We start from the raw sequence: 26,826 nt of genomic DNA, 5'->3' as shown, positions 1-26,826 counted from the left end.
TCGCAGCTATGCTGGATGGACCGGAATGCAGCTCAACCGCACACCCCCTGCTTTATGGCCGAATGAACACCTTGCCATTGGGGCTGGCCAGTTCCGCCGGCACGCGCGCCATCGCCTCGGCCAGCGGCACCACAGCCGTCACGTCGGTCGTCCAGCGCCCGTCGGAAAAGCGCTTCTGCGCCTCGAGGATCGCAGGACCGCGGCGATCCTTATGCTGCCGCATCCATTCGCTCAGCCAGAAGCCCTCTATGTGCTTGTGCTGGAAAATCAGCTGGCCGGGTTCGCGGATGATCGTGGCCTCGGGATCGAGCCGGCCATAGATGATCCAGCGCGAGCGCTTCGGCATGGCGTTGAAGATGGCCGAGGCCAGTGGCCCGGTCACCGCATCGAGGAAGATGCGCGGCTGTTCGGCCTTTATCACCTCGCGCAGCGAGGCTTCGAAATCGGGCGACTTCTCGTTGAGTACATGGGCGGCGCCGATTTCCTTCAGCAGCGCGATCTGCTCGTCGCGGCGCACGGTGACGATAGGCCGGAATCCTTCCTCACTGGCCAGCCCGATGATCAGCTTGCAGAGCTGGCTGGCGCCCGCGGTCATGATGAAGGCCTTTTCGCCTTCTCGGCTGACGATGTCGAACATCGCGAGCGCGGTGAGCGGATTGACGATCATGGCAGCCCCGTCCTCGTCGCGCACGGTGTCGAGGAGGGGAATGCAGGCGGCGGCTTCGGCAACGGAATAGTCAGCCCATGAGCCCCAATTGGAGAGCCCGGTGGCGAAGGCAACGCGCTTGCCGACGAGGCTCTTGGGATAGGGCTCGTCGCCGCCGGCAACGACCACGCCGACGCCCTCGAAGCCGGCCGGCCGGCCCTTGACCCGCGGCTGGCCGTACTGGCCCTTGATGAAGGCGACATCGGACGGATTGATCGACGCAAGGCTGACCTTGATCAGCACTTGCGTCGGCCCAGGCGCCGGCACTGCGATACTGCCTGGCTGGATATAGGGCTCCATCGCCTCCAGCGTGCTGCCGCTCGGCGTCCTGGTGTAGCCGTCGCTGACCAGCAGCAGCGCCTTCATTTCGGACGGGATGCTCATCGGCTGTCTCCCCGCTCGGACCGGGCCATCTCAGACCTTCTCCTGCGTGTATTTCTTAAGCTCCGCCCGCGCCACCTGGCGGCGATGCACGGCATCCGGCCCGTCGGCGAGGCGCAGGGTTCTCAGATGCGTCCACGAGCGCGCCAGCGGCGTGTCCTGGCTGATGCCTTGCGCGCCGAACATCTGCACCGCTTCGTCGGTGACCTTCAGCGCCACGCGTGGCGCGACCACCTTGATCTGGCTGATCCAGGGCGCGGCGGCGCGCGCGTCGCCCTGGTCGATCATCCACGCCGCCTTGAGGCAGAGCAGGCGGGCCATCTCGATCTCCATCCGGCATTCGGCGATGATATCGAAATTGGCGCCGAGTTTCGCCAATGACTGGCCGAACGCTTCGCGGCGGACCGAACGCTGGCACAGCAGCTCCAGTGCCATCTCGGCCTGGCCGATGGCCCGCATGCAGTGATGGATGCGGCCGGGGCCGAGGCGGCCTTGCGCTATCTCGAAACCCCTGCCCTCGCCGAGGATCAGGTTCGACGCCGGCACCAGCACATTGTCGAAGCGAAGGTGCATGTGGCCATGCGGCGCGTCGTCGTCGCCATAGACCTGCATCGGGCGCAGCTTGCTGACACCCTTGGTGTCCGCCGGCACAAGGATCATCGAATGCCGCCTGTGCTTCGGCTCCCCATCGGAGGTCTTCACCATGACGATATAGATGGCGCAGCGGGGATCGCCGGCACCAGAGGCCCACCATTTCTCGCCGTTCAGCACATAGCTGTCGCCGCGCCGTTCGCAGCGCATCGAAATGTTGGTGGCATCCGACGAGGCGACGTCCGGCTCGGTCATCAGATAGGCCGAGCGGATCTTTCCGTCGAGAAGCGGCTCCAGCCAAGCCTTCTTGTGCTCCGTCGAGCCGTAGCGCTCCAGCACCTCCATGTTGCCGGTATCGGGCGCCGAGCAGTTGAAGGTCTCGGCGCCGAGATGCGCCTTGCCCATCTCCTCGGCCAGATAGGCGTATTCGACGGTGGAAAGACCATAGCCGCGTTCCGAGCCGGTCAGCCAGAAATTCCAAAGGCCGCGCTCTCTTGCGGTCGTCTTCAACCCTTCGAGGATCTCGGTCTGGCGCCGCGTGTATGTCCAGCGGTCGCCCGCCTTGCCGACTTCACCGAGGAATTCCTTGTCGAGCGGCATGATCTCGTCGCGCACCATGGCCGCGACGCGCGCGTGGATCGGCTTCAGCCGCTCCGTCATGCCGAGATTCATCTCCGTCATCGGTCGCTAACCCTTCATTCAGGCCGGGCATTTTGTCAGTGGCAAGGATGACCGTACTTCGGATAGCCTTGTCAACGCGAACGCTTTCCCCGATCCGCCGATGAAAGGCGCAGGAGTTCGATGGGCTATCTCGACGATCTTTTTTCGGTGGCCGGCAAGACCGCGCTGGTCACGGGCGCGGCGACCGGCATCGGCCGCATGGCGGCGACGGGCCTCGTCAAGGCCGGCGCAACGGTGATGATCGCCTCGCGCAAGGGTGAGGACTGCATCAAGGTCGCCGAGGAATTGAACGGGTTTGGCGCGCCGGGCCGGGCGGAAGGCTTTGCCGGAGACGTTTCCAGCGAGGCCGGCATTGCCGCTTTGGTCGGCGAGGTCAAGGCGCGGGCCGACCGGCTGCATATCCTGGTCAACAATGCCGGCGTGTCCTGGGGGGCGCCGCTGGAGAGCTTCCCCTATCATGCCTGGGCCAAGGTGTTCGGCGTCAACGTCACCGCGGTCTTCCACCTGACCCGCGAACTGCTGCCGCTGCTCGAAGCCGCGGCCAGCGACGAGGATCCGGCCCGGGTGATTAATCTGGGCTCGGTGATGGGCACGCAGCCGCTGGCCGACGACGCCTACTCCTACACCGTCTCCAAAGCGGCCGTTCATCACCTCACGCGCACCCTGGCGCTGGAATTCGCCGGCCGCCGCATCACCGTCAACGCCTTTGCCCCTGGCCCTTTCCAGAGCCGGATGACGGCGTTTGCTACCGCCACGGAGGAACAGGCCAGGCATGTCGGCAGCCACGTTCCGATCGGCCGTATCGGCGCCCCGGATGACATTGCCGGCGCAACGCTCTATTTGTGCAGCCGTGCAGGCAGCTATGTCACCGGCGCCATCCTGCCGATTGACGGCGGACAGTCGGTGCAGCATGGGCTGACCCTGTTCAAGGAATGACATTTCCGGCCGGGGAAGCCGGGGATGAAACTGGAGGACATCCGCGTGGAACCGATCAGTCTCGATGTGCTTCTGGCCAGCGTCGGCAAGGAGGTGGGCGTCTCGCCGTGGCGGGTGGTCACGCAGCGCATGATCGACCAGTTCGCAGACGCCACCGACGACCACCAGTTCATCCATTGCGATCCGGAGCGGGCCAAGCGCGAGACGCCGTTCGGCGGCACCATCGCGCATGGCTTCTTGTCGCTGTCGCTGCTCTCCGCGATGACGTTCGAGACCATGCCGCCGCTGGAAAACGGCAAGATGGGCGTCAACCACGGCTTCGATTCGCTGCGCTTCCTGGCGCCGGTAAAGACCGGCGCGCGCATCCGCACCCGTTTCGTGCTGGCCGATGTCAAGGTCAGGCCCTCGGGCTGGGTGCAGACCGCGCATGACGTGACGATCGAGATCGAAGGCTCGAAGAAACCGGCGCTCACCGCCCGCTGGCTGACGCTGACTCTGATCGAACGCCAGCCCGAGACCGCATGAACGATCCGAACGCGCTCGACCAGGCAGCGCTTTCGCCCTATCTCGAGGCGCGGATCCCCGGTTTTGCCGGGCTTTCCTCGATCAAAAAATTCAAATCCGGCCAATCCAACCCGACCTATTTGTTGGCGGCGGCCAGCGGCCGCTACGTGCTGCGCGCCAAGCCGCCGGGACAGTTGCTGAAATCGGCACACCAGGTCGACCGTGAATTCAGGGTGATGAGCGCCCTTTCCGGCACCGCCGTGCCGGTGCCGCGGATGCTGCATCTCTCGGCCGAGAACTCGCCGATCGGCCGCATGTTCTACGTCATGGATTTCATCGACGGCCGCATCTTCTGGGATCCGGCACTGCCGGAAGCGCGCGACAATGGCGAGCGCGCTGCCATCTACGATGCCATGAACGCCACGCTTGCCGCCCTGCACGATGTCGATATCGGGGCCGTGGGTCTCGGCGACTTCGGCCGGCCAGGCAATTATTTCGAGCGCCAGCTGGCGCGCTGGACCAGCCAGTACCGCGCCTCGGAGACCGGTGCCATTGCCGATATGGACCGGCTGATCGACTGGCTGGAAACGCACATGCCCGCCGACGACGGCCGTGTCTCGCTGGTGCATGGCGACTACCGGCTGGACAACCTGATATTCGCGCCGGACCGGCCGAAGGTGATGGCGGTGCTCGACTGGGAACTTTCAACATCAGGCCACCCATTTGCCGATATCGCCTACCAGTGCATGCAATGGCGCCTGCCGCATAGCTCGGGCTTTCGCGGTCTGGGCGGGATCGACCGCGCCGCGCTCGGACTGCCCTTGGAAGAAGACTATGTCGCCACCTATTGCCGGCGGCGTGGGCTTGCCGGCATCGGCAACTGGACCTTCTTCCTGGCCTTCTCCTTCTTCCGGCTGGCCGCTATCTGCCAGGGCGTCTACAAGCGCGCCCTGGATGGCAATGCCTCGAATCCCGAAAAGGCAAGGACCTATGGCGAGGCGGTGAAACTGCTTTCGCATCTCGCCGCGAAACTGATCGACCGAAACTGATCGACGAGGAGTGATCGATGGACCGCTTCGACGGAGCATCGGCGCCGTTTAGAGCAATTCCGCTCGCGCTTGGAGCAATTCCAGGGAAAGTCCGGAATTGCGTAAAACAAAGAGTCTAGCGAGCTTTGACAGAGATAAACTTCATGTGCCGGCTGACCTGCAGGGCGACGTAGACAACCAGTGCGCAACCGATCGGAAACACGATTTCGTTGAGGCCGACAGCGATTGCCTGGGGCAAAGCAAGCGCCAGCTCGTTTGCGGCAGCAGTTTCTATGGTCAACGCCGTAATGCCGCCGCCAAACACGGCTCCAATCGAAGCTCCCGCCAGCATGAAATGGAACGGGCGAGGTTTTGCTTTCGCCGCCAGCCAAGCCAATATCCAGCCGAGCAAACCGTATTCGATCGCGCGTAACACGCCCAGCGTGGTGAGCGAAAGGATCGCAGGCTTTGCGGCCACATCGAGCGCGCTTACCATCACCTTTTGCGTGCCCTTGGCGATGCCCATTGCCAATGGCGCTGACATCGCTCCGATCAAGCCGCCGAGCAAGGCCTGCACCTTGGCCATCGCCGTGCCGAGGCTGACACCCGCACAGACGAAGAATGACCATGTGACGCCTTGGGCCAGTTCGATCAGAACTTGTGTGGTGGCTGGATGCGAACCGGCTGTGAACCTGGCGGTCAGGATGAGCGCCTCCATGGCAAAGCCGAGCGCGATCGCGAGCCATGCGACGAGGACGACACGCCTGAGCGCCAGCCTGGCACCGTTCGAAAGGGGATGCGCGTCCGGCAGAGCGGACGAAAGCTCGGTCGTTGCCATATCGGCCTCACAAAAATAAATTCCTTGCAGAGCCGCTAATTAGTTTTCGTGTGTAACGATCCGATGCTGTGCGATTGGACAAGAGGTAATCGATCGGTGATGAGTCGACCGCAAGATAGCCGCAAACGGGCATGGCCACTTCCGTGGAACCTCTGATACTCCTTGTCCGTTGCCGTACAGCGTATATAATTTGCTCAGCCCCAACCAGCAGAGGCAGGCGACATTGCCGGTGAGCGCCCAGACACGCCGCGAGAAACAAAAAGCCGAACAGCGTTCCGAACTTGTCGAGGCCGCGCACAAGCTCGTGCAGGAGGAAGGCTATGAAGGCCTGACCATCCGCAAGCTGGCCAAACGCGTCGGTTATGCGCCGATGTCTGTCTATTCATACTTCGCCGACAAGCAGGACATACTGTTTGCGCTAGCCGAAGATGCGTTCGAAACGCTTGCCCGACGCATCGAGGAGCATCCTTCCGATGATCCGATCGAGGCTCTGCAAGCGGTAATGACGGAATACGCCGCCTTCGGGCTTGGCAATCCCAACGAATATCGCACTGTCTTCATGACCGAAAAGACCAGGCTGCCGGAAGGCAGGAGCTACGGGGACATGGAGGAAGGCAACCCGGCGATGAAGGTGCTGATCAGCAGGGTCGAGGCCTGTGTCGCCGCCGGCAAGTTGCACGGCGATCCGCGCGCCATCGCCACCATGCTGTGGGCGGTCGGCCATGGCACCATTTCACTGCTGATCACTTTTCCCTTCTATCCTTTCGGCGATCCGCAGGCTTTCGTGAAACGGATGTGCGATTTCACCCTTGCCACGCTCAGCACGCAGAACGTGCCCCCGCTGACCGAGACGCCGGTCAACTGCTGAACGATATCTCCTGGCGTTTCGACGCTTCATCGCCGCTCCGCGTTTTACGTGCCAAGCGGGGCGGATTTCTTGGTTAACAAAAAATTTCCGTACGCGTACGATTCTGGCTTGAACTTCGCGATCGGTGGGCGTATTTGTACGGAATACCGTACATGTACGGAAATAAATTCGCCCATCGAACCCCGGAAAGCGACAATGAAAAAGACCCTCCTCACCCTCGCCGCCGTGCTGGCACTTTCGGGCTCGGCCCTTGCCGCCAACACCACCCACCCGGTCAAGCACGTGCCCGCCGCGACCTGCGTCGACACCAAGGCCAATGTGAAGCTCGATTGCGGATCGACCGGCTCGCTCGAGAAAAAGGGCGTCACGGAAAATAGCGCTGAAGGCAAGAGGCCGCGCCTCGGCATCAGCATCAATCCCTGGATCGTGCCGAGCGCATTCTGATAGCGACAACACACGCTTGGCCGGTGCAGTCGGCCAGATGTGATTTCAGGCGATCGTGACCGGTAGCCTGGCCGACGAACTCTTGAAGGCCGCGTCGATCAGCCTCTGCATGTCGGCGGCGCGACGGAAGGATGGATCGCCGTTCCTTCCCGTATCGAGCGCTTCGGCAAAACGCAGCGCGTTGCGCTTCGCATCCGGCAGCGCCAGTGTCCGCCAACGTTGCTGGTCGATGTCCTCGCCCAGGCAGGCCGACAGGCGCGAAACCTTGCCGTCGGTCTCGACCTTGATGGCGCCCCTGGTGCCATGCATGGCCAGCGACAGGTCGTTGGTGTGGCCGGTCATGTAGCGGCTGGCGACGATCGTCGCGAGCGCTCCGGATTTGAACCGCGCCGTCATTGCGACACTGTCGTTGGCATCAAGCACATAATCGCCGATCCGATCGCCTTCGGCCTTGGGAAACGTCACCAGGTCGGCGTGCAGGGTGGCGATGTCCTGGTCGGCGCCATAGCTCGCGAAATCCAGAATGTGGATACCGACATCGCCGAGCACGCCCGTCGAGCCGTGCCGGTTGGACAGGCGCCACAGCCATTTGTCCTCGACCCGCCAGTCACCCCATGACTTGCTGACCAGCCAGCTCTGTTTATAGCTCGCCTCGACATGGCGCAATGCGCCGATCTCGCCGGCCTGCACCATGCGTCGCGCTTGCTGGATCGCCGGCGAGTTGCGGTAGGTCAGGTTGACCATGTTGACGACCCCGGCCGCCTCGGCCGCTTCCGTCATCGCAAGCGCGTCGGCATGGTTCGGCGCCAGCGGCTTTTCGCAAAAAACGTGTTTTCCCTGGGCAAGCAGCGCCAGCGTCGTGGCCTTATGCACGCCGTCCGGCGTCGCGTTGATGGCCGCATCGAACGCGCTCCAGCCGATCGCCGCTTCCAGGCTCTCGAAAGAATGGCTGATCTTGTTGGCGGCGGCGAACGTCGCCGCCCGGCCCGGCACCTGGTCGACGCAGGCGACGATTGTGCAGCCTGGAATCCTGGCGAACTCCTCGACATGATGTCCGGCAATGCCACCGGTGCCGAGCAGAAGGAGGCGGTGCATCTTCAACTCACGCCTAACTCAGGCCCTTGTCGCCGTCGGCATGCAGGCGCAGGCCCTTCTGGACGATCTTCTCCTTGGCCTGGTCTGTCGGCACGTTCGGCGCACTGACGATGCCGGACCATGCGGGTGCGGGATTGTGCGCCCAATGCACGGCGTTGCGCAGCACCTGTTGCACGCCTTCATTGTGGTAGATCGGGTAGGTCTCGTGGCCGGGCGAGAAATAGAAGATCCGTCCGGCGCCGCGCTGATAGGTCAGCCCCGAGCGGAAGACTTCGCCGCCTTCGTACCAGGAGACGAACACTGTCTCCAGCGGCTCCGGCACCGCGAAGGGCTCGCCATACATCTCCGTCTCGCCGATCTCCAGGCACTCGCCGATGCCTTGCGCGATCGGATGGCCGCGGTTGATGGCCCAGACGCGCTCGCGCTCGCCCGCCTCGCGCCATTTCAGCGAACAAGGCGTGCCCATCAGCCGCTTGAAGATCTTCGAATAGTGTCCGGAATGGAGCACGATCAGACCCATGCCTTCCCAGACCCGTTTCTGTACGCGCTCAACGATCTCGTCCTTGACCTCGCCATGGGCGGCATGGCCCCACCAGAGCAGGACATCGGTGGCAGCCAGCCGGCTTTCGCTCAGGCCGTGCTCCGGCTCCTGCAAGGTGGCGGTGGTCGCCTCGATGCCCTTATCCTGGTTGAGCGCGGCTGCGATGGACCCATGCATGCCCAAGGGATAAAGGCCGCGCACGGCGGCATTGGTCTGCTCATGGACATTCTCGCCCCAGACGACGGCTTTTACCGGCATTTTACGATCTCCCAAAGCGCTTTGAATATCTCACTTGGCGCCGTCTTGGGAAGATGGCTCCTCAACCGAAACTGGGGAAATCAGCGGGGTTTGCGTCCGGGAACGGTCTTGGCTTTGCCCGGCCTTGCGGGGGCGCCGGGGATAGCCGTCCCCGTGATCGACACAGGATCGCTGGCCGGGAACGTATCCTCGAGGCCTTCCTCGAGTTCCTCTTCGGCGTCGGCGCCGTGATGCCGCTCATGCTCCAGGGAGCGCACGGCCGAGCTTTTCCCGGGCGACTTCGGCGTGGACTTCGATGGCATCGGCATTCTCCCTCGACCTGTTGTCGCAAACGGACGCGGGCGGCAAACGTTCCGGGATCAGGCCGCCGCGTCGCGTGCTCCCTCGGAGAGGAAAGTAAAGACATAATCCGAGAAGGAACGCCAGCACTCGACCCGGAAAGCGTCTTGCGCCGTGCGCAGCAGAACGATCTCGGCCTTGCCGAGAATGGTACGCGAGGCGGCACCCACCGGGAAGGCTTCGAGCGACAGATCCTGCGGGCAGCCCGAATTGATTGCCGCGGCCGCGGCCGGACCGGCGACCGATATCGCAACGTTGCGATGCGAGATGCCGACAGCGGAATGCAAGGCGGAAATCTTTGCACAATCGGCGAGCGGGTCTTTGCCGGCCTCGTCGATGATCATCCATTCATCCGGTCCAAGCCAAAGCGCGGTGCGCCCGCCTTTCGACACGGACGTCTTCGGCTTTTCCGGCAAGATCACGCCGAGCGCCTTCGACAAGGCGGCAAGCGAAGCCTCCGGCGCGCGCAGTGAGATACGCTCGGCAGGCGCCAGCACCTCTACCTTGGCGCCGGCGGCGGAAATAGCGCGCCCGGCCAGCGCCGGACGGCGCTCGGCCGCCGGCGATGCGGCCGGAGCCGTCTTTTTCGCGACTGCCTTAGCCATTGAGGCGGCCTCCCGTTTCGTCGAAGAACACCATGCCGGAAACCTCCACTTCGATCGTGCCGCTCGGCATCGGCACGTAGAGCGTGTCGCCCGTGCGTGCGCGGCCACCGGCGACCAGCGCCAGAGCGATCGAGCGGCCGCAATTCTGCGACCAATAGCTCGACGTGACATGACCGATCATCTTCATCGGGATCGCCTGCCTGGGATCCTCGACGATCTGCGCGCCTTCCTCCAGCACCACCTTGAGATCCTTGGTCTTGAGGCCGACCAACTGCTTGCGCCCCTTGGCGACCAGGTCCGGCCGCGTCAGGCCGCGAATGCCGACGAAGTCAGCCTTCTTCTTGCCGACCGCCCAGTCGAGGCCGGCATCGTTGGGCGTCACCGTGCCGTCGGTGTCCTGGCCGACGATGATGTAGCCCTTCTCGGCGCGCAGCACGTGCATTGCCTCGGTGCCGTAGGCCGTGGCGCCATGCTTCTGGCCCTCGGCCCACAGCGCTTCCCACACGGCCTGACCGTAATCGGCCGGCACATTGACCTCGAAGCCGCGCTCGCCGGTGAACGACATGCGGAACAACCTTGTCGGCACGCCGCATATCATGCCCTCGCGCACCGACATATGCGGCAGCGCCTCGTCCGACATGTCGATGCCTTCGACCAGCGGCGCGATGATGTCGCGCGATTTCGGCCCCTGTACGGCGATGACAGCCCATTGCTCGGTGATCGAGGTCAGCCAGACATTGAGATGCGGGAACTCGGTCTGGAGATAGTCCTCCATGTGGTTCATGACGCGCGGCGCGCCGCCCGTCGTCGTCGTTACATGGAAACGGTCTGGCGCCAGCCTGCCGACGACGCCGTCATCATAGATGAAGCCGTCCTCGCGCAGCATGATGCCGTAACGGCAACGGCCGGGCTCCAGCTTTTCCCAGGGATTGGTGTAGAGCAGTTCCATGAATTTGGCCGCATCGGGGCCGACCACTTCGATCTTGCCGAGCGTCGAGGCGTCGAACAGGCCCGCCGTGTTTCGAACGGCGACGCACTCGCGGTCGACCGCCGCATGCATGTCCTCGCCACCCCTGGGGAAATACCAGGCGCGCTTCCACTGCCCGACATCTTCGAACACGGCGCCGTGGGCTTCAGCCCAGGGATGGATCGCCGTCTTGCGCGTCGGATCGAACAGCGGACCGCGCGCATGGCTGACGATGGCGCCGAAGGTCACCGGCGTGTAAGGGGCGCGGAACGTAGTGAGGCCCACCTCGGGGATTGGCTTGCCAAGCGTCTCGGCGGCAATCGCCAGGCCGTGCATGTTCGAGGTCTTGCCCTGGTCGGTCGCCATGCCGTTGGTGGTGAAGCGCTTGACATGCTCGATCGAGCGCATGCCCTCATGCACCGCCTGGCGGATGTCCTTGGCGGTGACGTCGTTCTGGAAATCGACGAAGGCCTTCACCGTCGTATCCGGACCGGCGCCGGGGGCGGCGCCCAGCATGCCACGCGACCAGCTTTCCGAGGCGTCTACTTTTGGCTTTGTACCCTTGGCGGTCTTTGCGCCGGCGTCCTTTGCCGCCTTGGCCCCTGCCGCATAGGCCTCGTCGAGGGTCGCCGACAGGCCGTCCGTGCCGTTGCAGGCGCCGACAGAGATGCAGTCCTGCGCATAGGTGCCGGGCACGAAGCGCTTGGTTTCGTCGTTGAAGGCGACCTTGCCGCGCGACTGCGAAAACAGGTGCACCGACGGCGTCCAGCCGGCCGACATCAGGATCGCATCGACCGCGATAGTGCGCTCGCCGCCACCATTCTTCGGCTGCACCGTCATCGACGAGACGCGCAGCTTGCCGCCGACGCGGATCACCGCGCGGCCGAAATTGATCTCGATGCCGAGCGTCCTTGCTTCATCGATCACCGGCCCGGTCGGATTGTCGCGCAGATCGACGATAGCCGCGATGTTGACGCCGGCCTTCTTCAGGTCGATCGCCGCAGCGTAAGCGGAATCATTGGCGGTGTAGATGCCGACGTTTTTTCCGACCGCGACCCCATAGTGATTGAGATAGGTGCGCGCGGCCGAGGCCAGCATGATGCCCGGCCGGTCGTTGTTGGCGAACACCATGTGGCGCTCGATGGCCCCGGACGCCAGCACCACGCGCTTGGCGCGCACCTGCCACAGCCGCTCGCGCGGCAGGTCGTGGCCTGGATTTTGCAGATGGTCGCTGACCCGCTCGGCCAGGCCGACGAAGTTCTGTGCGTAATAGCCGAACGCGGTCGTGCGCGACAGCACGCGGACGTTGTCCATGCCTTTCAGCCTGGCGATCGCCGCCTGCGCCCAGGCAAAGCCGCCCTGACCGTCGATTTTCGCGCCGCTCTCGAAGCGCAGACTGCCGCCGAATTCGGCCTGCTCATCGGCCAGAATGACACGCACGCCGGTTTCAGCCGCTGCCAGCGCCGCCGCGATGCCGGCCGCGCCGCCGCCCAGCACCAGCACGTCGCAATGAGCGTAACGCGACGAATAATGATCGGGGTCCGGCCTGTCGGGGGACACGCCAAGCCCGGCGGCTTCGCGGATCTTGGGTTCGTAGAGGCTCTTCCAGGCCGCCTTCGGCCACATGAAGGTCTTGTAGTAGAAGCCGGCCGAAAACAGCGGCGACGCCAGATCGTTGACCGCGCTGACGTCGAAGGACAGCGACGGCCAGCGGTTCTGCGAGTTGGCGGCGAGCCCGTCATAGAGCTCCTGCACGGTCGCGCGCACATTCGGCGTCTTGCGCGCGTCGTCTCGCACGATCTGCACCAGCGCGTTGGGCTCCTCCGCCCCGGCCGACAGCACGCCCCGCGGCCGGTGATATTTGAACGAACGGCCGACCAGGTGCACGCCGTTGGCCAGCAGCGCCGAAGCCAGCGTGTCGCCTTCGATGCCGATGAAGGACTGACCGTCGAAGCTGAAGCGGGCGGTCTTGGCCTGGCTCAGGCGGCCGGCGCTCGGTATGCGGAACGCGCCGCTCATTTGGCAACCACTTCGCTGGAGTTTTTGGGCAGCTTGGAAGGCTTCGGCTCGCCGGCCTTGTAGGTCATGACGAACTTGTCGGTGACGGTGTCGCGCACGGCGTTGAAGAAGCGCGCACAGCCATGCATGTGCCGCCAGCGCTCGTAGATGATGCCCTTGGGATTCGAGCGGATGAAGAAGAATTTTTCGAAATCGTCGTCGCTCTCGCCTGACATGTTGGCCGAGCGCGCGATATGCGCCTCGCCGGCGTTGCGGAACTCGAGTTCCGGACGCTCTTCCTCGCAATAGGGGCAGCGGATGAGAAGCATTCTTGTTCGTTCCTACAGCTCAGTCATCGTCAGTGCGCCACCGCCGCCGCCGCCGCCTCGTCGATGAGCCGGCCGGTGCGGAAACGCTCGATGGTGAAGGGCGCGTTGATCGGATGCGGATCGTCCCTGGCGATGGTGTGGGCAAAGACATGGCCGGAGCCGGGTGTCGCCTTGAAGCCGCCCGTGCCCCAGCCGCAATTGACGTAGAGGCCGGGCACCGGCGTCTTGGCCAGGATCGGCGAGCGGTCGGGCGTTACGTCGACGATGCCGCCCCAGGAGCGCAGCATCTTCATGCGCGTGAAGATTGGGAACATCTCGCAGATAGCGTCGAGCGTATGCTGCAATATGTGCAGGCCGCCGGTCTGCGAGTAGGAGACGTACTGGTCGGTGCCGGCGCCGATCACCAGTTCGCCCTTGTCTGACTGCGAGATATAGGCATGCACCGTGTTCGACATCACCACGCAGGGCACCACCGGCTTGACCGGCTCCGATACCAGCGCCTGCAGCGGGTAACTTTCCAGCGGCATGCGCACGCCGGCCATGTTCATGATGACCGAGGAATGGCCGGCGGCGACCACGCCGACCTTCTTGGCGCCGATGAAGCCGCGCGTCGTCTCGACGCCGGTCACCGCGCCGTTGGCCGCACGCTTGACGCCAGTGACCTCGCAGTTCTGGATGATGTGCACGCCCCGCGCCGAGGCGCCGCGCGCATACCCCCAGGCGACCGCGTCATGGCGCGCCGTGCCGCCGCGCCGCTGCAGGGCGGCACCGACGACCGGATAGCGCGCATCCCTGGAAATGTTGAGCGGCGGGCAGAATTCCTTCGCCTGCTCCGGCGTCAGCCATTCATTGTCGATGCCGTTCAGCCGGTTGGCGTGGACATGGCGTTTCAGCACCTGGATGTCGTGCACATTGTGCGCCAGCATCATGACGCCGCGTGCCGAATACATGACGTTGTAATTGAGCTCCTGGCTGAGCCCGTCCCACAATTTCAGCGCATGGTCGTAGATACCGGCGCTCTCGTCATAGAGATAGTTGGAGCGGATGATGGTGGTGTTGCGGCCGGTATTGCCGCCGCCGAGCCAGCCCTTCTCCAGCACCGCGACATTGGTGATGCCGTGCACGGTGGCGAGATAGTAGGCGGTGGCCAGGCCATGGCCGCCGGCGCCCACGATGACGACGTCGTATTCCTTCTTCGGCTCCGGCGAGGACCATTGCTCCTCCCAGCCCTTGTGGCCGCGCATGGCCTCACGCGCGATGGCGAATACAGAGTATTTCTTCACGTTCCAGCCTCGCGCCAAAGTCTCGCGGATTTGCGGCCGGGCTAGCAATTTCCCCCGGCGCGCGAGGTGTATCACTAGCGAAACAGCGCTGCCACCCTTGCGCTGTTTGCGACGGCTCTTGCCGTTTTGCGCCGCAACCGGCCGCGGCGTGCGAGGCTAGGGAAAATCGGTGGGTTCGCAGCTTTCGGGTGGCTGCGGCCATGCTCATTTGCGACGACGCATCCGACCGCCGGCAAGGCCGGCATGAAGAAGGACGCAAAGACATGTTCGCACTCACCAACAAGATCGCCATCGTCACCGGCGCCAGTTCCGGCATCGGCCGCGCCACCGCGACGCTCTTCGCGGGACAGGGTGCCAAGCTCGTCGTTGCCGCCCGCCGGCAAGCCGAGCTCGATGCGCTGGTCGCCGAGATCGAGGACGCCGACGGCACGGCAGTCGCCCTTGCCGGCGACGTCAGGGAAGAAGCCTATGCAAAAGCCCTCGTCGATCTTGCGGCCGAAAAATTCGGCGGCCTCGACATCGCCTTAAACAATGTCGGTGCCGTCGGCCAGATGGGGCCGGTTTCCGAGCTGTCGCTGGAGGGCTGGCGTGAGACGCTCGACACCAATCTCACCAGCGCGTTTCTCGGCGCGAAATACCAGGTGCCGGCCATGGTCGCGCGCGGCGGCGGCTCGCTGATCTTCACCTCGACCTTCGTCGGCCACACGGTCGGCATGCCCGGCATGACCAGCTATGCCGCAAGCAAGGCGGGCCTGATCGGGCTGACGCAGGTGCTTGCCGCCGAATACGGCTCGAAAGGTGTTCGGGTCAACGCGCTGCTGCCGGGCGGCACCGACACACCGGCGGCAACCTTCAAGACACCGGAATCGCGGGCCTTCGTGGAAAGCCTGCATGCCTTGAAGCGTGTCGCGGAGCCGGAGGAGATCGCCCGCTCGGCGCTTTATCTTGCCTCCGACGCATCGAGCTTCATCACCGGAACCGCACTGTTCGCCGACGGCGGCGTGTCGATCAACCGGACGTGAATGGTTTCGGCGCCGGCATCCGGATCAACAGGCCACGATGTCGCAATCCGGGCTTGCATTTGGGCTCGAATTGACGATTCCGTTCTCTCCTTGGAAAACGGGCCGGAACCATGTTGCTGATCAAAACCTATGTCGCCCAGAGCACAATCGAGGGCGTCGGCGTGTTCGCCGCCGAACCGATTAGGAAAGGCGCCTCGATCTGGCGGCTCGACCCGGATTTCGACCGGCTGATCCCGCTGGAAAAATACCAGGCGGCACCCTCGCATCTCAGGGAATTGCTCGACCGCTACGCCTATCCCAGTCCCGACCGGCCCGGCTTCATGGTCTATGAGGTCGACAATGGCCGCTTCATGAACCATTCGGCGACGCCGAACACAGACTTTTCGCAATATGGCGGGGCAACCGCGACCCGCGACATAGCGGCGGGCGAAGAGATAACCTGCGACTATGGCGAATTCTTCGAGGATTTTGAGCGGTTGCATCTGGCCACCGCGTAATTGGCTGCCTGTCTTGCGAGCGCCCGCTGGGCGATTTGGCCGCCTCCCTTCATTTCGGCTGTGGACAGCGGGGCGTGATTCTGCTATCAGCCGCCACAATTCGTGGTGTAAATCGCCGCGGAGGCTAGTGGCTATGGCCGCTTGCCTATTGATATCAAACCCGAAAGACAGGATTGCCCGTGCAGGTACTCGTCCGCGACAACAATGTTGATCAGGCGCTTCGCGCTCTCAAGAAGAAGATGCAGCGCGAAGGCATCTTCCGCGAAATGAAGATGCGCGGTCACTACGAGAAGCCTTCCGAGAAGCGCGCCCGTGAAAAGGCCGAAGCCGTACGCCGCGCCCGCAAGCTGGCCCGCAAGCGCGCACAGCGCGAAGGCCTGCTGCCGATGACGCCGCGTCCGGTGGCTGCCGGCGGTGCAGCCGGTGCAGCGCGTCCGCCGCGCTGACCAGCGCCAATATTTCGTCCTTTTCGAAGGATACCAGAGGTGGCGCGATGCGGAATCGCCGCCACCTTTTTATTTTGATATGACCCGGCCCGGAGGGGGGATCCGGACCTGAATGACGCGGCAAGTGAGGACAGGGCAGACATGAACGCAATCAGCGTGGAGAGCAAAACCACATTTCGTGGCTTTGCCCTGGCGACAGCCCTGCTTTCCGGATTGATGCTTGCCGGCTGCCAGACCTCAGGCCCGACCGGCGAGTTCAACAACATCGACAAGGCGCAAGGGTCGAGCGAGAATATCTCCTCGCTCTCGGCGGTGATTCAGCGCAATCCGCAGGATCCTGAAGGCTACAATGTGCGCGGCTCGGCCTATGGCCGGGGCGGCCAGTACCAGGCGGCGCTCAAGGATTTCAACCAGGCCATCCAGCTCAATCCGAATTTCTACCAGGCCTATTCGAACCGCGCGCTCATCCAGCGCTTCCTCGGCAATCAGGAAGCAGCGCTGGCGGACTACAACCGCTCGATCCAGATCAACGGCAACTACGATGCCGCCTATATCGGCCGCGGCAATCTCTACCGCAAGGCCGGCCGCACCCAGGAAGCCTTCAACGATTTCCAGAAGGCGATCCAGCTCGACACGACCGATGCCCGCGCCTATCACAATCGGGGCCTGATCTATCAGAGCCAAGGCCAGCACAAATTCGCCATCGAGGATTTCTCGACCGCCATCTCGCTGGCCCCGGACGCCGCCGAACCATACAACGGCCGCGGCCTTTCCTACCTCGCCACCAATGACGAGGACAATGCCTTCTCCGATTTCAACATGGCCATCAAGCTCGACGGCAAGAACGCCGAAGCCTGGTCCAACCAGGCGCTGATCTACGAGCGGCGCGGCGACAAGGCCAAGGCGCAGAAATCCTACCGCGAAGCGGTGCGCCTCGACCCAACCTACCAGCCGGCCAAGGATGGCTTGTCGCGTGTCGGCGCCAGCGCCAGCTGACGTCGGCTTCAGCAAACCCGGCTAACCATTACGGGTTGTTTGCGTGGCCGAAAGGACACGCGGCCCTGAAGATCGCCATCGATCCGGCAACCGCGCGTTAACCTCGCTGCAAGCCGTGATCGCCTGCCTTGTTCGCGCCAAGGTTTCAGCGGAACGCTCTGGCCACCCAGCCGTTACTTTGAAGCGTTTTGCGAAAGGACCTCCCATGATCAAGAAACTCGTCTGCGCCGCTGCGCTCGCCACGACCATGTTCGCTGTTGCACCGGCAAGCGCCGGCAGATTGCAGCTCGGCACGCTCGACTGCACCATCGATGGCGGCACCGCCTATATCGTGACGTCCAACAAGGGCGTGTCCTGCGTCTTCCGGCCCTATCATCACGGACCGTCCGAGATCTACACCGGCGTCATCTCCAAGCTCGGCGTCGATCTCGGCCAGACGCACCAGGGCCAGCTGGTCTGGGCCGTGTTTGCCGCGACCCGTGACCGCGACGCGGGCGACCTTGCCGGCAGCTACTACGGCGTCAACGCCGAGGCGAGCGTCGTGACCGGCGGCGGCGCCAACCTGATGGTCGGCGGCTTCGACAGTGCCTTCATGCTGGAGCCGCTCAGCGTTCAGGCACAGACCGGCGTGAACCTGGCGGTTGCCGTCACCTCGCTGGAGCTGATCCACTCGTTGAAGTGACGGTACGCCGATCTTCTCGGCGCGGACAGCAACCGCGCGGTGATCAGGTAGCGCGCGGCGGATTTGGTTTTCGCCGCGCGCTTTGCATTTGTTGTCGCCATGCCAAGATAGCAACTCGCGATTATGAAGATGGAAGACTTGTTCCTTTTGTGCTACCAACCGGAAATGTTGGTGGCCCTGCGTGAAAACGCGCGCGAGCTCCGGCAGATGTAAAGACATCGTCGAATGCAATTTTGTTGCAGCTGCCGGAGGCCGTGATGGATTTCATCGAGCAGTTATTCGGATTTTCGCCCGATGGCGGGTCGGGATCGTTCGAACTTCTTCTGATACTCGCACCATTCTTGATTGCCGCTGTCTGGTTTTTCATGCGTCGACAACGACGTTGACGAAGTGGCCTCAGACCGGCCATGAACCCGCTCCCCAAAATACTGGATTTCCTGAACGCATTCGCCGACGCCTTCACCGACTGGCCATCGAACTTGCGCCAGATCGCTGCCCGGATCTGCGCCCTCGCCAAACTGCTCTGCGAAAGAATGAAGCTCCCCGATCGGCTGGACCGAAGCGGGCCGCAACGCTGCGTCAAGATCAGCGACCCCGCTTACAAGCGGCCGGATCCCCTGATCTATGCCCAGTATTATTTGGTGGCCCAGGGCCTCGCCGTCACCTGGGACAACCCTGACATCGAGATCCGAAGCGGCGGCAATCCTGTCGCGCCGCATATGCTGGCGCCCGACACCGAATACGAAATCGTCGCCCGTATCTGGAACAACTCGACCGAAGCCCCGGTCGTCGATCTGCCGGTGAAATTCTCCTATCTGAGTTTCGGCATCGGCACGGTGTCGCATTGGATCGATGAGACAAGGACCGATCTCGGCGTCAAGGGCGGAGCCAATCACCCGGCTTTTGCGTCGGTCAAATGGCGAACTCCGGCGGTGCCTGGTCACTATTGCATCCAGGTCCTGCTCGACTGGCTCGACGATGTGAACCCGAACAACAACCTTGGCCAGGATAACACCACCGTCGGTGTCGCCCATTCGCCCGCAAGATTTGAGTTTCGTCTGCGCAACGGCGAGCGAGAGCGGATGGGATTTCGCCTTGAGGCCGACGCCTATTCCCTTCCTGAATTGCCGGTCTGTGAGCCGCGCCCTCGCCCGAGGCCGCGTCGCCGGCCCTTGCGCACCTTCCCCGGCACGATCGCGGCGGTGCCTGCCGGCCACAGCCGTCAATCGCATCCTCTACCCGCGGGCTGGCTCGTCACGTTCGAGCCAACGCAAGCGGATCTCGCCCCGGGCGAAGAAATCTCCGTGACGGTCGACATCGAACCGCCAGCCGTTTTCACCGGCCGCAAGGCAATCAACGTTCATGCTTTCTCGGCGCGCGGTCTCGCCGGCGGCGTGACGCTCTATGTGGAGCGATAGGGGATCGCCATGGCTTATCGGCACTACACCAAATGCATATCGGTCGGAAATCACCAAGGCAAACAATACGGGCAGATGATCATCGCAGCGGCCGTGGTCGCTTTGCCACTGATCCTGTTGGGCGCCATCCCCGGACCGGCCGTCATGCTCGTGGCGCTTGCGGCCATACTGGCCTATTGCCGCTGGTGGCTCTACGACCGGCTGATCTGTCTCGGTGGCGACGAATGCGCGGTCGGCTGGCTGCTCAAGATCGATCCGCCGGAGGAGAAGTCGGGACTGGATCGCTTCGACACAGACTACAGTCTCAATCTGGTCCCGGGCAATGTGGTCGAATTCACCAACCAGGCAACGGCCGAAAAGATCGCGCCGTTTGGACGCCTGATCGCCAACACGCCTGCGATCCAGGGCGCGGGCCTCGACTGGAAAGGGCTGGAAGCGCGGCAATGGGCCAATGATGACCCGACCGCGGTGCTGCATTGCGAGTTCGAAGGGGCCGGCGTCTACGACCTCATGATAGCCTGCCTTGCCGCAATTCCCGTCGCCACGGCCGCGGCGGTTGCTTGCGCCATTCCCTTCTTCGGCTGGATCGCCTGCGCGGTCCTGTCGCTCATCGCCGCGGCCATCGTCATTGTCGGCGGCATAGTCGGCCTGCTCGACACAGCCAATCCGACGGACCTCGATGAGAATCTCGGCGATCTTCATGTCAACGATCCGACGCGCCGCGGCGCGGACATCCTGTTCGTCAAGGGAACGTGGGTTTACGATTCGGCACATGACGGCTGGAACGAAATCCATCCGATCAAGCACTGCCAGAAGATCGGCACCTGGAACGGCAGCTGGAACGAATCCCCGGTTCCCGACGGCAGTCCCGCCCGCTGGTGTGAAGCGGTCGAGACGGCAGGATCGCCACTGACCGTCGCGTCCCAGCAGGAGCCTCAAAACCAGTGGACGATACATCCCGCCATAGACGGTTGCCGGCCAAAGTCCGACGATCACCGGCCGGACCCCGTGCACTAACCTGGCACGCAGTGCCGGCACCATCTTCCCTTCGCCGGAGAAGCAGTGTCATCTGTTTTGCCGCAATGATGCTTGCAGCAACCGTACGAGGGCCCATGACGCGCAAAATGATCCTTGCAGCCATCATTGGCATGGCCAGCCCCGCCGTGGCTCAGGCGCAGGACCGGGGCGTCGAGCTCGGCACGCTTGAATGCGCCATATCAGGCGGCACCGGCTTCATCTTCGGCTCGAGCAAGGATCTGAGCTGCACCTTCACCCCTGCCGACAAGACTTTCGCGCCGGAAGCCTATTTCGGCGCGGTCAACAAATATGGACTCGACATCGGCACGACCAAGCAGGCGGTGATGCGATGGCTGGTGCTGACGCCGCTGAAGAACATCTACGCGCCGGGCGCATTGGCCGGCGACTATGTCGGCGCCAGCGCCGAGGTGACGGCAACCGTCGGCGCCGGTGCCAATCTGCTGGTTGGCGGCTTCTCGCAGTCCTTCACTTGCAGCCGCTCAGCCTGCAGACCCAGACCGGCATCAATTTCGCCATCGGTGTCAGCCAGTTCCAGCTGCGCAGCACGGAGAACTGATCGGCCGGCGATGGCGGCCAGGGATGCGGGCATCACGAACATGTCCAAGAAAATCGCTTGAGCTCAAGCTTGGTTGAGGTTCTACAAACCCATCCGACCGTGGTCCTGCCGGACACCCGAGCTGGCTCCTGGCGCCATGCGTTTGCATCGGGATATGAAAATTCGAGGGACCGAAGTGACCGACATCAGCACAAACAGGGTCGACTGGCGCGCATTGTGGGCGAGCGGCGACCTCGCGCGCTTCTGTTTCATCAGCCTCGGCATCCTGCTGCACGCCACCAACGAGACGATGGTGGCGACCGTCATGCCCGCCATGATCGGCGAACTGGCGGGCGTGCAGCTCGTCGGCTGGTCGCTGGCGATCTATGAACTGGGCGCCATCGTCGCCGGTGCCGCGGCCGGACGGCTGGTCAGCTATGTGGCGCTGCGCACCAACATGATGGTCGCGGCCCTGCTCTACGCGGCCGGCGCGCTGATCTGCGCCACCGCGCCCTCGATGCAATTGTTCCTGGCCGGGCGCCTGATCGAGGGCCTGGGCGGCGGCGCGCTGGTGTCGCTGGCTTTCGTCTCGGTGGAGCGCCTGTTCCCGCAGGCCATCTGGCCGCAGCTTTTCGGTATCATGTCGGCGATCTGGGGCGTCGCCGCCTTCAGCGGGCCGATGCTTGGCGCGATCATGACAGAGCTTCTGTCATGGCGCTGGGCCTTCGGCATCTTCGTGTTCGGCGGTGCTGCGATGGCGCTGGCGAGCTTCGTCGTGCTCGACACGCCGGAAGCGACGAGGCCTAGTGCCGGCGCGGGCAAGGCACCACCCTTCCCGTTCATAGCGCTTGGCTGCCTCGCCGTCGCCGTCGTGCTGATCGCCTCGGCGGGCGTCGACATCGCCCTTCTGCGCTCATCGCTGCTGATGGTGCTCGGCCTGGTCGGCCTTGTGCTGTTCTTCCGTGTCGATGCGCTGAAGCCGAAATCGCGGCTTTTCCCCTCGCAGCTGTTCTCGTGGCGCACGCCGGTCGGCAGCGGCATGACCATGGTCGCCGCCTTCTCGGTGGCGACCTGTTCCTTTGCCATCTACGGCCCGCTGCTTCTGACCACGCTGCACCACATTCCGCTCCTGACCACCGGCTACATCATCGCCGCCGAATCCATCGCCTGGTCGATCCTGTCGATCCTTGTCGCCAACGCGCCACAGGAGCGTGAGAGATCGATCATCGTCATCGGCGCCCTGATGATCGCAACCGGCCTCGCTGGTTTCGCCTACACCATCCCGGCAGGCTCGATCCCGCTGATCCTGGTATGCGCCCTTTTGCAGGGTGGCGGCTTCGGCGTTGCCTGGCCGTTCCTGACGCGCGTCATCGTGGCCTCCGCGCCGGAAGATGAGCAGACCATCGCCTCGGCCGCGGTGCCGACCATGCAGCGTATCGGCTATGCGGTGGGTGCCGCCCTTGCCGGCATCGTCGCCAATGCCAGCGGCTTTTCGCAAGGCCTGAACCAGGACGCGGCGGCTGACGTGGCGACCTGGCTGTTCCTCGCCTTCGTGCCGCTCGGCATTATTGGCTGCCTCGCCGCCCTGCGCACATCGACGACCGCGAACCGGCTGCCGGAAGCTGTCGGCTAAAGCGCGTCGCGTCGAAACGAACTCATGCGACGCGCTTTAGCCCTTTGTTTATGCATGTCGTTATCCCAAAACCGAGATTCACTTTTGGGCGACATGCATTAATCAGTCCAGGCAACGCTCATTCGACCTCGCGCAAGCGATAGCCGACGCCGGTCTCGGTGGTGATGTAGCGCGGCTGGTCCGGCGTCTTCTCGATCTTCTGCCGCAACTGCCGGACATAAACCCTGAGATACTGCACGTCGGTCGAATCGTTCCACACCTGCTTCAGCAGGAACTGGTGCGTGAGAACCTTGCCCGCATACTGCACGAGAATGCGCAGAATGTCGTATTCCTTGGGCGACAGCTTCACCTCCTTGCCCCCGACCTTGACGATGCGCTTGACCAGGTCGACGCTGAGATCACCGGTTTGGAATACAGGCCTCTCGCCCTGCTGCTGGAATCTGTGCCGCAGTGCCACGCGGATTCGCGCCACCAGCTCGTTCATTCCGAACGGCTTGGTGATGTAGTCGTCGGCGCCGAGTTCGAGCGCACCGACGATGCCGGCCTCGTCGGTGCGGCTGGAGAGAATGACCACCGGCATGTCGAAGCCGTCGTCGCGCCATTTGCGCAGCAGTTCATGGCCGCTCATGCCGGGCAGGCCAAGGTCGAGCAGCACGAGATCCGGTTTTTCCTGCACCATCAGCTCGATAGCCGCCTTGGCGTTCGGTGCCTCGCTGACCGCGTAGCCCTGGCTGGCGAGGCCGACCCGGAGCAACTTGCGGATCGGCGGCTCGTCATCGACGACCAGTATCCTGACGCTCGAATTGGTCATCGAGGCTGATCCGCGCTGGAGCCGATACGATTGCCGGACAGTTCCGCCGCCACCGGCATCCTGATGGTGAAGGCAGCACCCGAACGGTCGGTCCGGTTGGCGGCCGAGATCGTGCCGCCCATTGCCTCGATGAAGCCGCGGCAGATCGACAGGCCGAGCCCGGTGCCGGCGCGCACCTGGTCGCCCTTGCGCACCCGGTAGAAAGTGTCGAACACGCGCTCAAGATCCTGCGGAGGGATGCCCAATCCCTCATCCATGATCTGAAGCACGACGGAGCCGATGTCGGTCCAGCCCTGCAGGCGGATCGTCGAGCCGGGCGGCGAATATTTCGATGCATTGTCGAGCAGGTTGAACAGGACCTGCTCGAACAGCACTGGGTCGAGCTTCAACATCGGCAGGTCGGGCGGAATGTCGACCTCGATCTTGTGCTCGCTGGTGATCTTGCGGGCGCGGTCGAGCGCGGTGCCGACGACGTCGCCGACATAATGCAGCGCATAGTTCGGCTCCATCGCACCGGATTCGATCTTGGTCATGTCGAGCAGATTGGCGATGAAGCGGTTCAGCCGCTCGGCTTCGTCGACCACCGTCGACAACAGCTCCGTCTGGTCCTGCTCGGGCAGGTCAGGCGCGAATTCCCTGAGCGTCCCGGCCGCCCCCATGATGGCGGCGAGCGGCGTCTTCAGATCATGGGAGATGGAGGTCAGCAGCGCCGAGCGCAGCCTGTCGGCTTCGGCCGCGAGCTTGGCACGATCGACGTCGGCGACGAGCTGGATGCGCTCGATGGCGACCGCTGCCTGGTCGGCCAGCGCGTCGAGCAGGCGCTGCTGCTCCGGCGTCAGCAGCGGACCTTGCTTGTCATTGTCGAGGCCGACCACGCCCACCGCCGTGCGGCCGGTGCGCAGCGGCAAATAGAGCCGCTTCGCGCCGGGCAGCGTATCGGCGCCACGGCCCGCGGCACGGTCGTGTTCCCAGGCCCAGCGCGCCGCGGCGATATCGGCCTCGGCCAGCGTGTCGTCGGGCGGATAGCCGGCCTTGACGGTAATGGCGCCATTTTCGGGCAAAAGCAGCACGACGCGCAATTTCAGCATCGAGGCGATCTGGAAGGCGGTGGCCCACAGCACGTCGTCGAGCGTGCCGGCGCCGGCGAGTTTTTTCGAGAACAGATAGATGTCCTCCGTCGCCCGCGCCCGTGAGCGGGCGGCGGCGGCCTGGCGCTGCACGCGCGCCGTCAGGTTGCTGGCGATGACGGCAACGACAAGGAAGACGGCAAACGCAACGATGCTCTCGGGATCCCTGATCGTCAGCGTGTAGCGCGGCTCGAGGAAGAAGTAGTTGAAGGCAAGGGCGCTCAGAAAACAGGCGTACAGCGCAGGCCATAGTCCGAACGTCACCGCCGATGTCAGCACCGCCAGCAAGAGCACGATCGCCAGATTGCGCACGTCGAGGAACTGATCGAGAACCGTGCCGACGGCCAGCGAGCCCGCGACATAGGCCGTGGCGAACAGATATGGCCATATCTGGAACGGCCGCTGCTCGGCCGCCGTCCGGACCTTTCTCGATGCTGCGTCGGTATCGCGCTCGGTTCCCGAAATGACATGGACGCTGATGTCGCCGGCATTGCGGATCAAATCATAGGTGAGCGAGCCCTCGATCAATTCCCGCCAGCGCGACCGGGTCGGCCTTCCGACCACGATATGGGTGAAATTGTTCGCCGTCGCATGGCGCACGATGTCTTGCGCGACGTTCTGGCCCGGAATGGTCGTCACCTCGGCGCCGAGTTGCTCGGCGAGGCGCAGATGGGTCGCCAGCCGGTCCTTCTCTTCCTCCGACATGGCGGCCGAACGGGGCGTGTCGACATGAAGCGCCGTCCATGGGGCGCGGAGCCGGTCGGCCAGCCTGCGCGCATAGCGCACGCGCGCCGCCCCGCCCGGACGCGCGTCCAGGCAAACGAGCACCCTTTCCCCCGCCGCCCATGGGCCCTGGATGGCATGGGACTGCATGTGGTTGAGCAGTTGTTCATCGACACGCTGGGCGGTGCGGCGCAGCGCCAGCTCGCGCAGCGCCGTAAGATTGCCGGGCGAGAAATAGTTCTCGATGGCGCGTTGGGCGGTATTGGGGAAATAGACCTTGCCTTCCTCCAGCCGTTTGATCAGGTCGTCGGGCGTCAGATCGATGATCTCGACGTCGTCGGCCTGGTCGATGATGGAATCGGGAACCGTTTCGCGCACCCTGACCCGCGTGATCTGGGCGACGACGTCGTTCAGGCTTTCGACATGCTGGATGTTGAGCGTCGTGTAGACGTCGATGCCGCGCGCCAGGATTTCCTGCACGTCGAGATAGCGCTTGGGGTGGCGGCTGCCGGGCGCGTTTGTGTGGGCGAGTTCGTCGACCAGGACCAGAGCCGGGCGGCGTGCCAGGATGGCGTCTATGTCCATCTCGTCGAGGGTACGCCCCTTGTATTCGACCGGACGGCGGGGAATGACCTCGTAGCCCTCTACGAGGGCCAGCGTTTCCTTGCGGCCGTGCGTCTCGACGACGCCGATCACCACGTCGATGCCGTCGGCCAGCCTGGCGCGTCCCGACATCAGCATTTCGTAGGTTTTGCCGACGCCCGGTGCCGCGCCCAGGAAGATGCGCAGACGGCCGCGGCCCTCGCGCTCGGCATGCTCGAGCAGCGCGTCGGGGGAAGGTCTGTTTTCGACGTTGCTTCTGTCGTCCGGCATCGGCATCCAGTTTGAACGGCGCAGGGGACGGTGTCGATCCCCGGGGCTGTTCTTCATTGCTTGGCTATGTCGTCCAATGCGAGGTTAAGGGCCAGCACATTGACCACCGGCTCGCCCAGGACGCTGAGCTCCCGGTCCTCGACATGGCTGTCGACGAGCGCCTTGACCTTGGCTTCATCGATGCCCCTTGCCTTGGCGACACGTGGAATCTGGAAATAACCATCGTCGGGGCTGATGTCGGGATCGAGCCCGCTGCCCGATGTCGTGACGAGGCCTATCGGAACCGGCGCATTGGGGTTTTCGGCTTTCAGCTTCCCAGCGTCTCCCTTGATGCGGTCGATCAGCTTGGGGTTGGTCGGGCCGAGATTCGAGCCGCCGGAAGCACCGGCGTCATAGCCGTTGCCGGCGGCCGAGGGCCGGCCGTGGAAATAGCGGTCGCTGGCGAAGGCCTGGCCGATCAGCTCCGAGCCGATCACCTTGCCATCCCTCTCGATCAGGCTGCCATTGGCCTGCTTCGGGAACAGCGCCTGGGCGATGCCGGTCATGCCGAGGGGATAGATGAGCCCGGTCAGCACGGTGAAGAAGACGACCATGACGATCGCGGGTCTGATTTGCTTGAGCATCGGAATGATC

At 63.8% G+C, this 26,826-nt stretch carries 26 protein-coding genes and 1 pseudogene; 14 read left to right on the top strand and 13 right to left on the bottom strand.

Annotation, left to right across the window (positions count from 1 at the left end; translation table 11 throughout):
- Positions 1–52 precede the first annotated feature (52 nt).
- Positions 53–1,090: a zinc-binding dehydrogenase gene (locus LB532_RS17930; RefSeq protein WP_224557024.1), complete on the bottom strand. Its 1,038-nt coding sequence runs from the start codon at positions 1,088–1,090 to the stop codon at positions 53–55.
- Positions 1,091–1,120: 30 nt separating this feature from the next.
- Positions 1,121–2,359 (bottom strand): acyl-CoA dehydrogenase family protein, encoded by a 1,239-nt coding sequence (locus LB532_RS17925; RefSeq protein WP_140641701.1) that lies wholly within the window; start codon positions 2,357–2,359, stop codon positions 1,121–1,123.
- A gap of 120 nt (positions 2,360–2,479) precedes the next feature.
- Here LB532_RS17925 and LB532_RS17920 point away from each other — a divergent pair, with 120 nt between their 5' ends.
- From LB532_RS17920 to LB532_RS17910, 3 genes are read left to right on the top strand one after another with little or no spacing between them, the layout of a single operon-like run.
- Positions 2,480–3,295, top strand: coding sequence for an SDR family oxidoreductase (locus tag LB532_RS17920; RefSeq protein ID WP_140641703.1), 816 nt, complete (start codon positions 2,480–2,482; stop codon positions 3,293–3,295).
- 24 nt (positions 3,296–3,319) lie between these two features.
- Complete coding sequence (locus LB532_RS17915) at positions 3,320–3,820, top strand: MaoC family dehydratase (RefSeq protein ID WP_263483366.1); 501 nt, start codon at positions 3,320–3,322, stop codon at positions 3,818–3,820.
- Positions 3,817–4,848, top strand: a complete 1,032-nt coding sequence (locus LB532_RS17910; protein ID WP_140641705.1) for a phosphotransferase family protein — start codon at positions 3,817–3,819, stop codon at positions 4,846–4,848. Before LB532_RS17915 ends, LB532_RS17910 begins: the two co-directional genes overlap by 4 nt.
- Before the next feature lie 115 nt (positions 4,849–4,963).
- Here LB532_RS17910 and LB532_RS17905 read toward each other — a convergent pair whose 3' ends face one another.
- Entirely contained in the window at positions 4,964–5,665 is a 702-nt protein-coding gene (locus LB532_RS17905) for a hypothetical protein (RefSeq protein ID WP_140641707.1), read from the bottom strand.
- Between the two features lie 223 nt (positions 5,666–5,888).
- On the opposite strand from LB532_RS17905, the gene LB532_RS17900 reads away from it, so the two are divergent.
- Both LB532_RS17900 and LB532_RS17895 read left to right on the top strand, forming a co-directional pair.
- A complete protein-coding gene (locus LB532_RS17900) occupies positions 5,889–6,533 on the top strand; it encodes a TetR/AcrR family transcriptional regulator (RefSeq protein ID WP_140641760.1) in 645 nt (214 codons plus the stop codon).
- 195 nt (positions 6,534–6,728) lie between these two features.
- Complete coding sequence (locus LB532_RS17895) at positions 6,729–6,977, top strand: DUF680 domain-containing protein (RefSeq protein ID WP_140641709.1); 249 nt, start codon at positions 6,729–6,731, stop codon at positions 6,975–6,977.
- Between the two features lie 45 nt (positions 6,978–7,022).
- On the opposite strand, the gene LB532_RS17890 is transcribed toward LB532_RS17895, so the two are convergent.
- The 7 genes from LB532_RS17890 to LB532_RS17860 form a co-directional block, all read right to left on the bottom strand.
- A complete protein-coding gene (locus LB532_RS17890) occupies positions 7,023–8,072 on the bottom strand; it encodes a Gfo/Idh/MocA family protein (protein WP_140641711.1) in 1,050 nt (349 codons plus the stop codon).
- A gap of 13 nt (positions 8,073–8,085) precedes the next feature.
- Positions 8,086–8,871 (bottom strand): ThuA domain-containing protein, encoded by a 786-nt coding sequence (locus LB532_RS17885; protein WP_140641713.1) that lies wholly within the window; start codon positions 8,869–8,871, stop codon positions 8,086–8,088.
- An 80-nt stretch (positions 8,872–8,951) separates the two neighbouring features.
- The gene (locus LB532_RS17880; RefSeq protein ID WP_140496327.1) at positions 8,952–9,173 is read right to left on the bottom strand and encodes a hypothetical protein; all 222 of its coding nucleotides are present in this window, start codon (positions 9,171–9,173) and stop codon (positions 8,952–8,954) included.
- Positions 9,174–9,230: 57 nt separating this feature from the next.
- On the bottom strand, positions 9,231–9,815 hold the full coding sequence (locus LB532_RS17875) for a sarcosine oxidase subunit gamma (protein WP_140641715.1): 585 nt from the start codon (positions 9,813–9,815) through the stop codon (positions 9,231–9,233).
- Positions 9,808–12,801 carry a sarcosine oxidase subunit alpha gene (locus LB532_RS17870; protein ID WP_140641717.1) on the bottom strand — a complete coding sequence of 998 codons (2,994 nt, stop codon included), beginning with the start codon at positions 12,799–12,801 and terminating at the stop codon, positions 9,808–9,810. The genes LB532_RS17875 and LB532_RS17870 overlap by 8 nt, the downstream gene beginning before the upstream one ends.
- Complete coding sequence (locus LB532_RS17865; protein WP_140641719.1) at positions 12,798–13,109, bottom strand: sarcosine oxidase subunit delta; 312 nt, start codon at positions 13,107–13,109, stop codon at positions 12,798–12,800. The genes LB532_RS17870 and LB532_RS17865 overlap by 4 nt, the downstream gene beginning before the upstream one ends.
- 29 nt (positions 13,110–13,138) lie before the next feature.
- On the bottom strand, positions 13,139–14,392 hold the full coding sequence (locus LB532_RS17860; protein ID WP_140624375.1) for a sarcosine oxidase subunit beta: 1,254 nt from the start codon (positions 14,390–14,392) through the stop codon (positions 13,139–13,141).
- Between the two features lie 263 nt (positions 14,393–14,655).
- On the opposite strand from LB532_RS17860, the gene LB532_RS17855 reads away from it, so the two are divergent.
- From LB532_RS17855 to LB532_RS17815, 9 genes and pseudogenes are all read left to right on the top strand, one after another.
- Positions 14,656–15,414, top strand: a complete 759-nt coding sequence (locus LB532_RS17855) for an SDR family oxidoreductase (RefSeq protein WP_224557019.1) — start codon at positions 14,656–14,658, stop codon at positions 15,412–15,414.
- Between the two features lie 110 nt (positions 15,415–15,524).
- Positions 15,525–15,911, top strand: coding sequence for an SET domain-containing protein (locus LB532_RS17850; protein ID WP_140641723.1), 387 nt, complete (start codon positions 15,525–15,527; stop codon positions 15,909–15,911).
- A gap of 179 nt (positions 15,912–16,090) precedes the next feature.
- On the top strand, positions 16,091–16,357 hold the full coding sequence (gene rpsU, locus LB532_RS17845; RefSeq protein ID WP_010911429.1) for a 30S ribosomal protein S21: 267 nt from the start codon (positions 16,091–16,093) through the stop codon (positions 16,355–16,357).
- A 141-nt stretch (positions 16,358–16,498) separates the two neighbouring features.
- Positions 16,499–17,353: a tetratricopeptide repeat protein gene (locus LB532_RS17840; protein ID WP_140641725.1), complete on the top strand. Its 855-nt coding sequence runs from the start codon at positions 16,499–16,501 to the stop codon at positions 17,351–17,353.
- A 205-nt stretch (positions 17,354–17,558) separates the two neighbouring features.
- Entirely contained in the window at positions 17,559–18,035 is a 477-nt protein-coding gene (locus LB532_RS17835; RefSeq protein ID WP_140641727.1) for a DUF992 domain-containing protein, read from the top strand.
- A gap of 407 nt (positions 18,036–18,442) precedes the next feature.
- The gene (locus LB532_RS17830) at positions 18,443–19,453 is read left to right on the top strand and encodes a hypothetical protein (protein WP_140641729.1); all 1,011 of its coding nucleotides are present in this window, start codon (positions 18,443–18,445) and stop codon (positions 19,451–19,453) included.
- Between the two features lie 9 nt (positions 19,454–19,462).
- Complete coding sequence (locus LB532_RS17825; protein WP_140641731.1) at positions 19,463–20,470, top strand: hypothetical protein; 1,008 nt, start codon at positions 19,463–19,465, stop codon at positions 20,468–20,470.
- Positions 20,471–20,565: 95 nt separating this feature from the next.
- A pseudogene (locus LB532_RS17820) lies at positions 20,566–21,047 on the top strand (DUF992 domain-containing protein).
- Between the two features lie 175 nt (positions 21,048–21,222).
- Positions 21,223–22,659 carry an MFS transporter gene (locus tag LB532_RS17815; protein WP_140641733.1) on the top strand — a complete coding sequence of 479 codons (1,437 nt, stop codon included), beginning with the start codon at positions 21,223–21,225 and terminating at the stop codon, positions 22,657–22,659.
- Between the two features lie 118 nt (positions 22,660–22,777).
- Here LB532_RS17815 and LB532_RS17810 read toward each other — a convergent pair whose 3' ends face one another.
- From LB532_RS17810 to kdpC, 3 genes are read right to left on the bottom strand one after another with little or no spacing between them, the layout of a single operon-like run.
- On the bottom strand, positions 22,778–23,470 hold the full coding sequence (locus tag LB532_RS17810; protein ID WP_140641735.1) for a response regulator transcription factor: 693 nt from the start codon (positions 23,468–23,470) through the stop codon (positions 22,778–22,780).
- Positions 23,467–26,193 carry a sensor histidine kinase gene (locus LB532_RS17805; protein ID WP_140641737.1) on the bottom strand — a complete coding sequence of 909 codons (2,727 nt, stop codon included), beginning with the start codon at positions 26,191–26,193 and terminating at the stop codon, positions 23,467–23,469. Before LB532_RS17805 ends, LB532_RS17810 begins: the two co-directional genes overlap by 4 nt.
- Positions 26,194–26,246: 53 nt before the next feature.
- Complete coding sequence (gene kdpC, locus LB532_RS17800; protein WP_140641739.1) at positions 26,247–26,816, bottom strand: potassium-transporting ATPase subunit KdpC; 570 nt, start codon at positions 26,814–26,816, stop codon at positions 26,247–26,249.
- Positions 26,817–26,826: the final 10 nt, after the last annotated feature.

The sequence above is a fragment of the Mesorhizobium sp. ESP-6-2 genome (assembly GCF_020164675.1).
Taxonomy (GTDB): Bacteria; Pseudomonadota; Alphaproteobacteria; order Rhizobiales; family Rhizobiaceae; genus Mesorhizobium.
The sequence above is the reverse complement of the archived record's forward strand: the minus strand, read 5'-3'. Positions and strand labels throughout refer to the sequence as shown.

Excerpts from the sequence above, each read along its gene's own strand:
- LB532_RS17930 (WP_224557024.1), bottom strand. The coding sequence starts at position 1,090 with ATGAGCATCCCGTCCGAAATGAAGGCGCTGCTGCTGGTCAGCGACGGC.
- LB532_RS17875 (WP_140641715.1), bottom strand. The coding sequence starts at position 9,815 with ATGGCTAAGGCAGTCGCGAAAAAGACGGCTCCGGCCGCATCGCCGGCG.
- LB532_RS17810 (WP_140641735.1), bottom strand. The coding sequence starts at position 23,470 with ATGACCAATTCGAGCGTCAGGATACTGGTCGTCGATGACGAGCCGCCG.
- LB532_RS17895 (WP_140641709.1), top strand. The coding sequence starts at position 6,729 with ATGAAAAAGACCCTCCTCACCCTCGCCGCCGTGCTGGCACTTTCGGGC.
- LB532_RS17855 (WP_224557019.1), top strand. The coding sequence starts at position 14,656 with ATGTTCGCACTCACCAACAAGATCGCCATCGTCACCGGCGCCAGTTCC.
- LB532_RS17880 (WP_140496327.1), bottom strand. The coding sequence starts at position 9,173 with ATGCCATCGAAGTCCACGCCGAAGTCGCCCGGGAAAAGCTCGGCCGTG.
- LB532_RS17925 (WP_140641701.1), bottom strand. The coding sequence starts at position 2,359 with ATGACGGAGATGAATCTCGGCATGACGGAGCGGCTGAAGCCGATCCAC.
- LB532_RS17905 (WP_140641707.1), bottom strand. The coding sequence starts at position 5,665 with ATGGCAACGACCGAGCTTTCGTCCGCTCTGCCGGACGCGCATCCCCTT.
- LB532_RS17850 (WP_140641723.1), top strand. The coding sequence starts at position 15,525 with ATGTTGCTGATCAAAACCTATGTCGCCCAGAGCACAATCGAGGGCGTC.
- LB532_RS17840 (WP_140641725.1), top strand. The coding sequence starts at position 16,499 with ATGAACGCAATCAGCGTGGAGAGCAAAACCACATTTCGTGGCTTTGCC.
- LB532_RS17830 (WP_140641729.1), top strand. The coding sequence starts at position 18,443 with ATGAACCCGCTCCCCAAAATACTGGATTTCCTGAACGCATTCGCCGAC.
- LB532_RS17825 (WP_140641731.1), top strand. The coding sequence starts at position 19,463 with ATGGCTTATCGGCACTACACCAAATGCATATCGGTCGGAAATCACCAA.
- LB532_RS17885 (WP_140641713.1), bottom strand. The coding sequence starts at position 8,871 with ATGCCGGTAAAAGCCGTCGTCTGGGGCGAGAATGTCCATGAGCAGACC.
- LB532_RS17920 (WP_140641703.1), top strand. The coding sequence starts at position 2,480 with ATGGGCTATCTCGACGATCTTTTTTCGGTGGCCGGCAAGACCGCGCTG.
- LB532_RS17915 (WP_263483366.1), top strand. The coding sequence starts at position 3,320 with ATGAAACTGGAGGACATCCGCGTGGAACCGATCAGTCTCGATGTGCTT.
- kdpC (WP_140641739.1), bottom strand. The coding sequence starts at position 26,816 with ATGCTCAAGCAAATCAGACCCGCGATCGTCATGGTCGTCTTCTTCACC.
- LB532_RS17805 (WP_140641737.1), bottom strand. The coding sequence starts at position 26,193 with ATGCCGGACGACAGAAGCAACGTCGAAAACAGACCTTCCCCCGACGCG.
- LB532_RS17835 (WP_140641727.1), top strand. The coding sequence starts at position 17,559 with ATGATCAAGAAACTCGTCTGCGCCGCTGCGCTCGCCACGACCATGTTC.
- LB532_RS17865 (WP_140641719.1), bottom strand. The coding sequence starts at position 13,109 with ATGCTTCTCATCCGCTGCCCCTATTGCGAGGAAGAGCGTCCGGAACTC.
- LB532_RS17890 (WP_140641711.1), bottom strand. The coding sequence starts at position 8,072 with ATGCACCGCCTCCTTCTGCTCGGCACCGGTGGCATTGCCGGACATCAT.
- LB532_RS17870 (WP_140641717.1), bottom strand. The coding sequence starts at position 12,801 with ATGAGCGGCGCGTTCCGCATACCGAGCGCCGGCCGCCTGAGCCAGGCC.
- LB532_RS17910 (WP_140641705.1), top strand. The coding sequence starts at position 3,817 with ATGAACGATCCGAACGCGCTCGACCAGGCAGCGCTTTCGCCCTATCTC.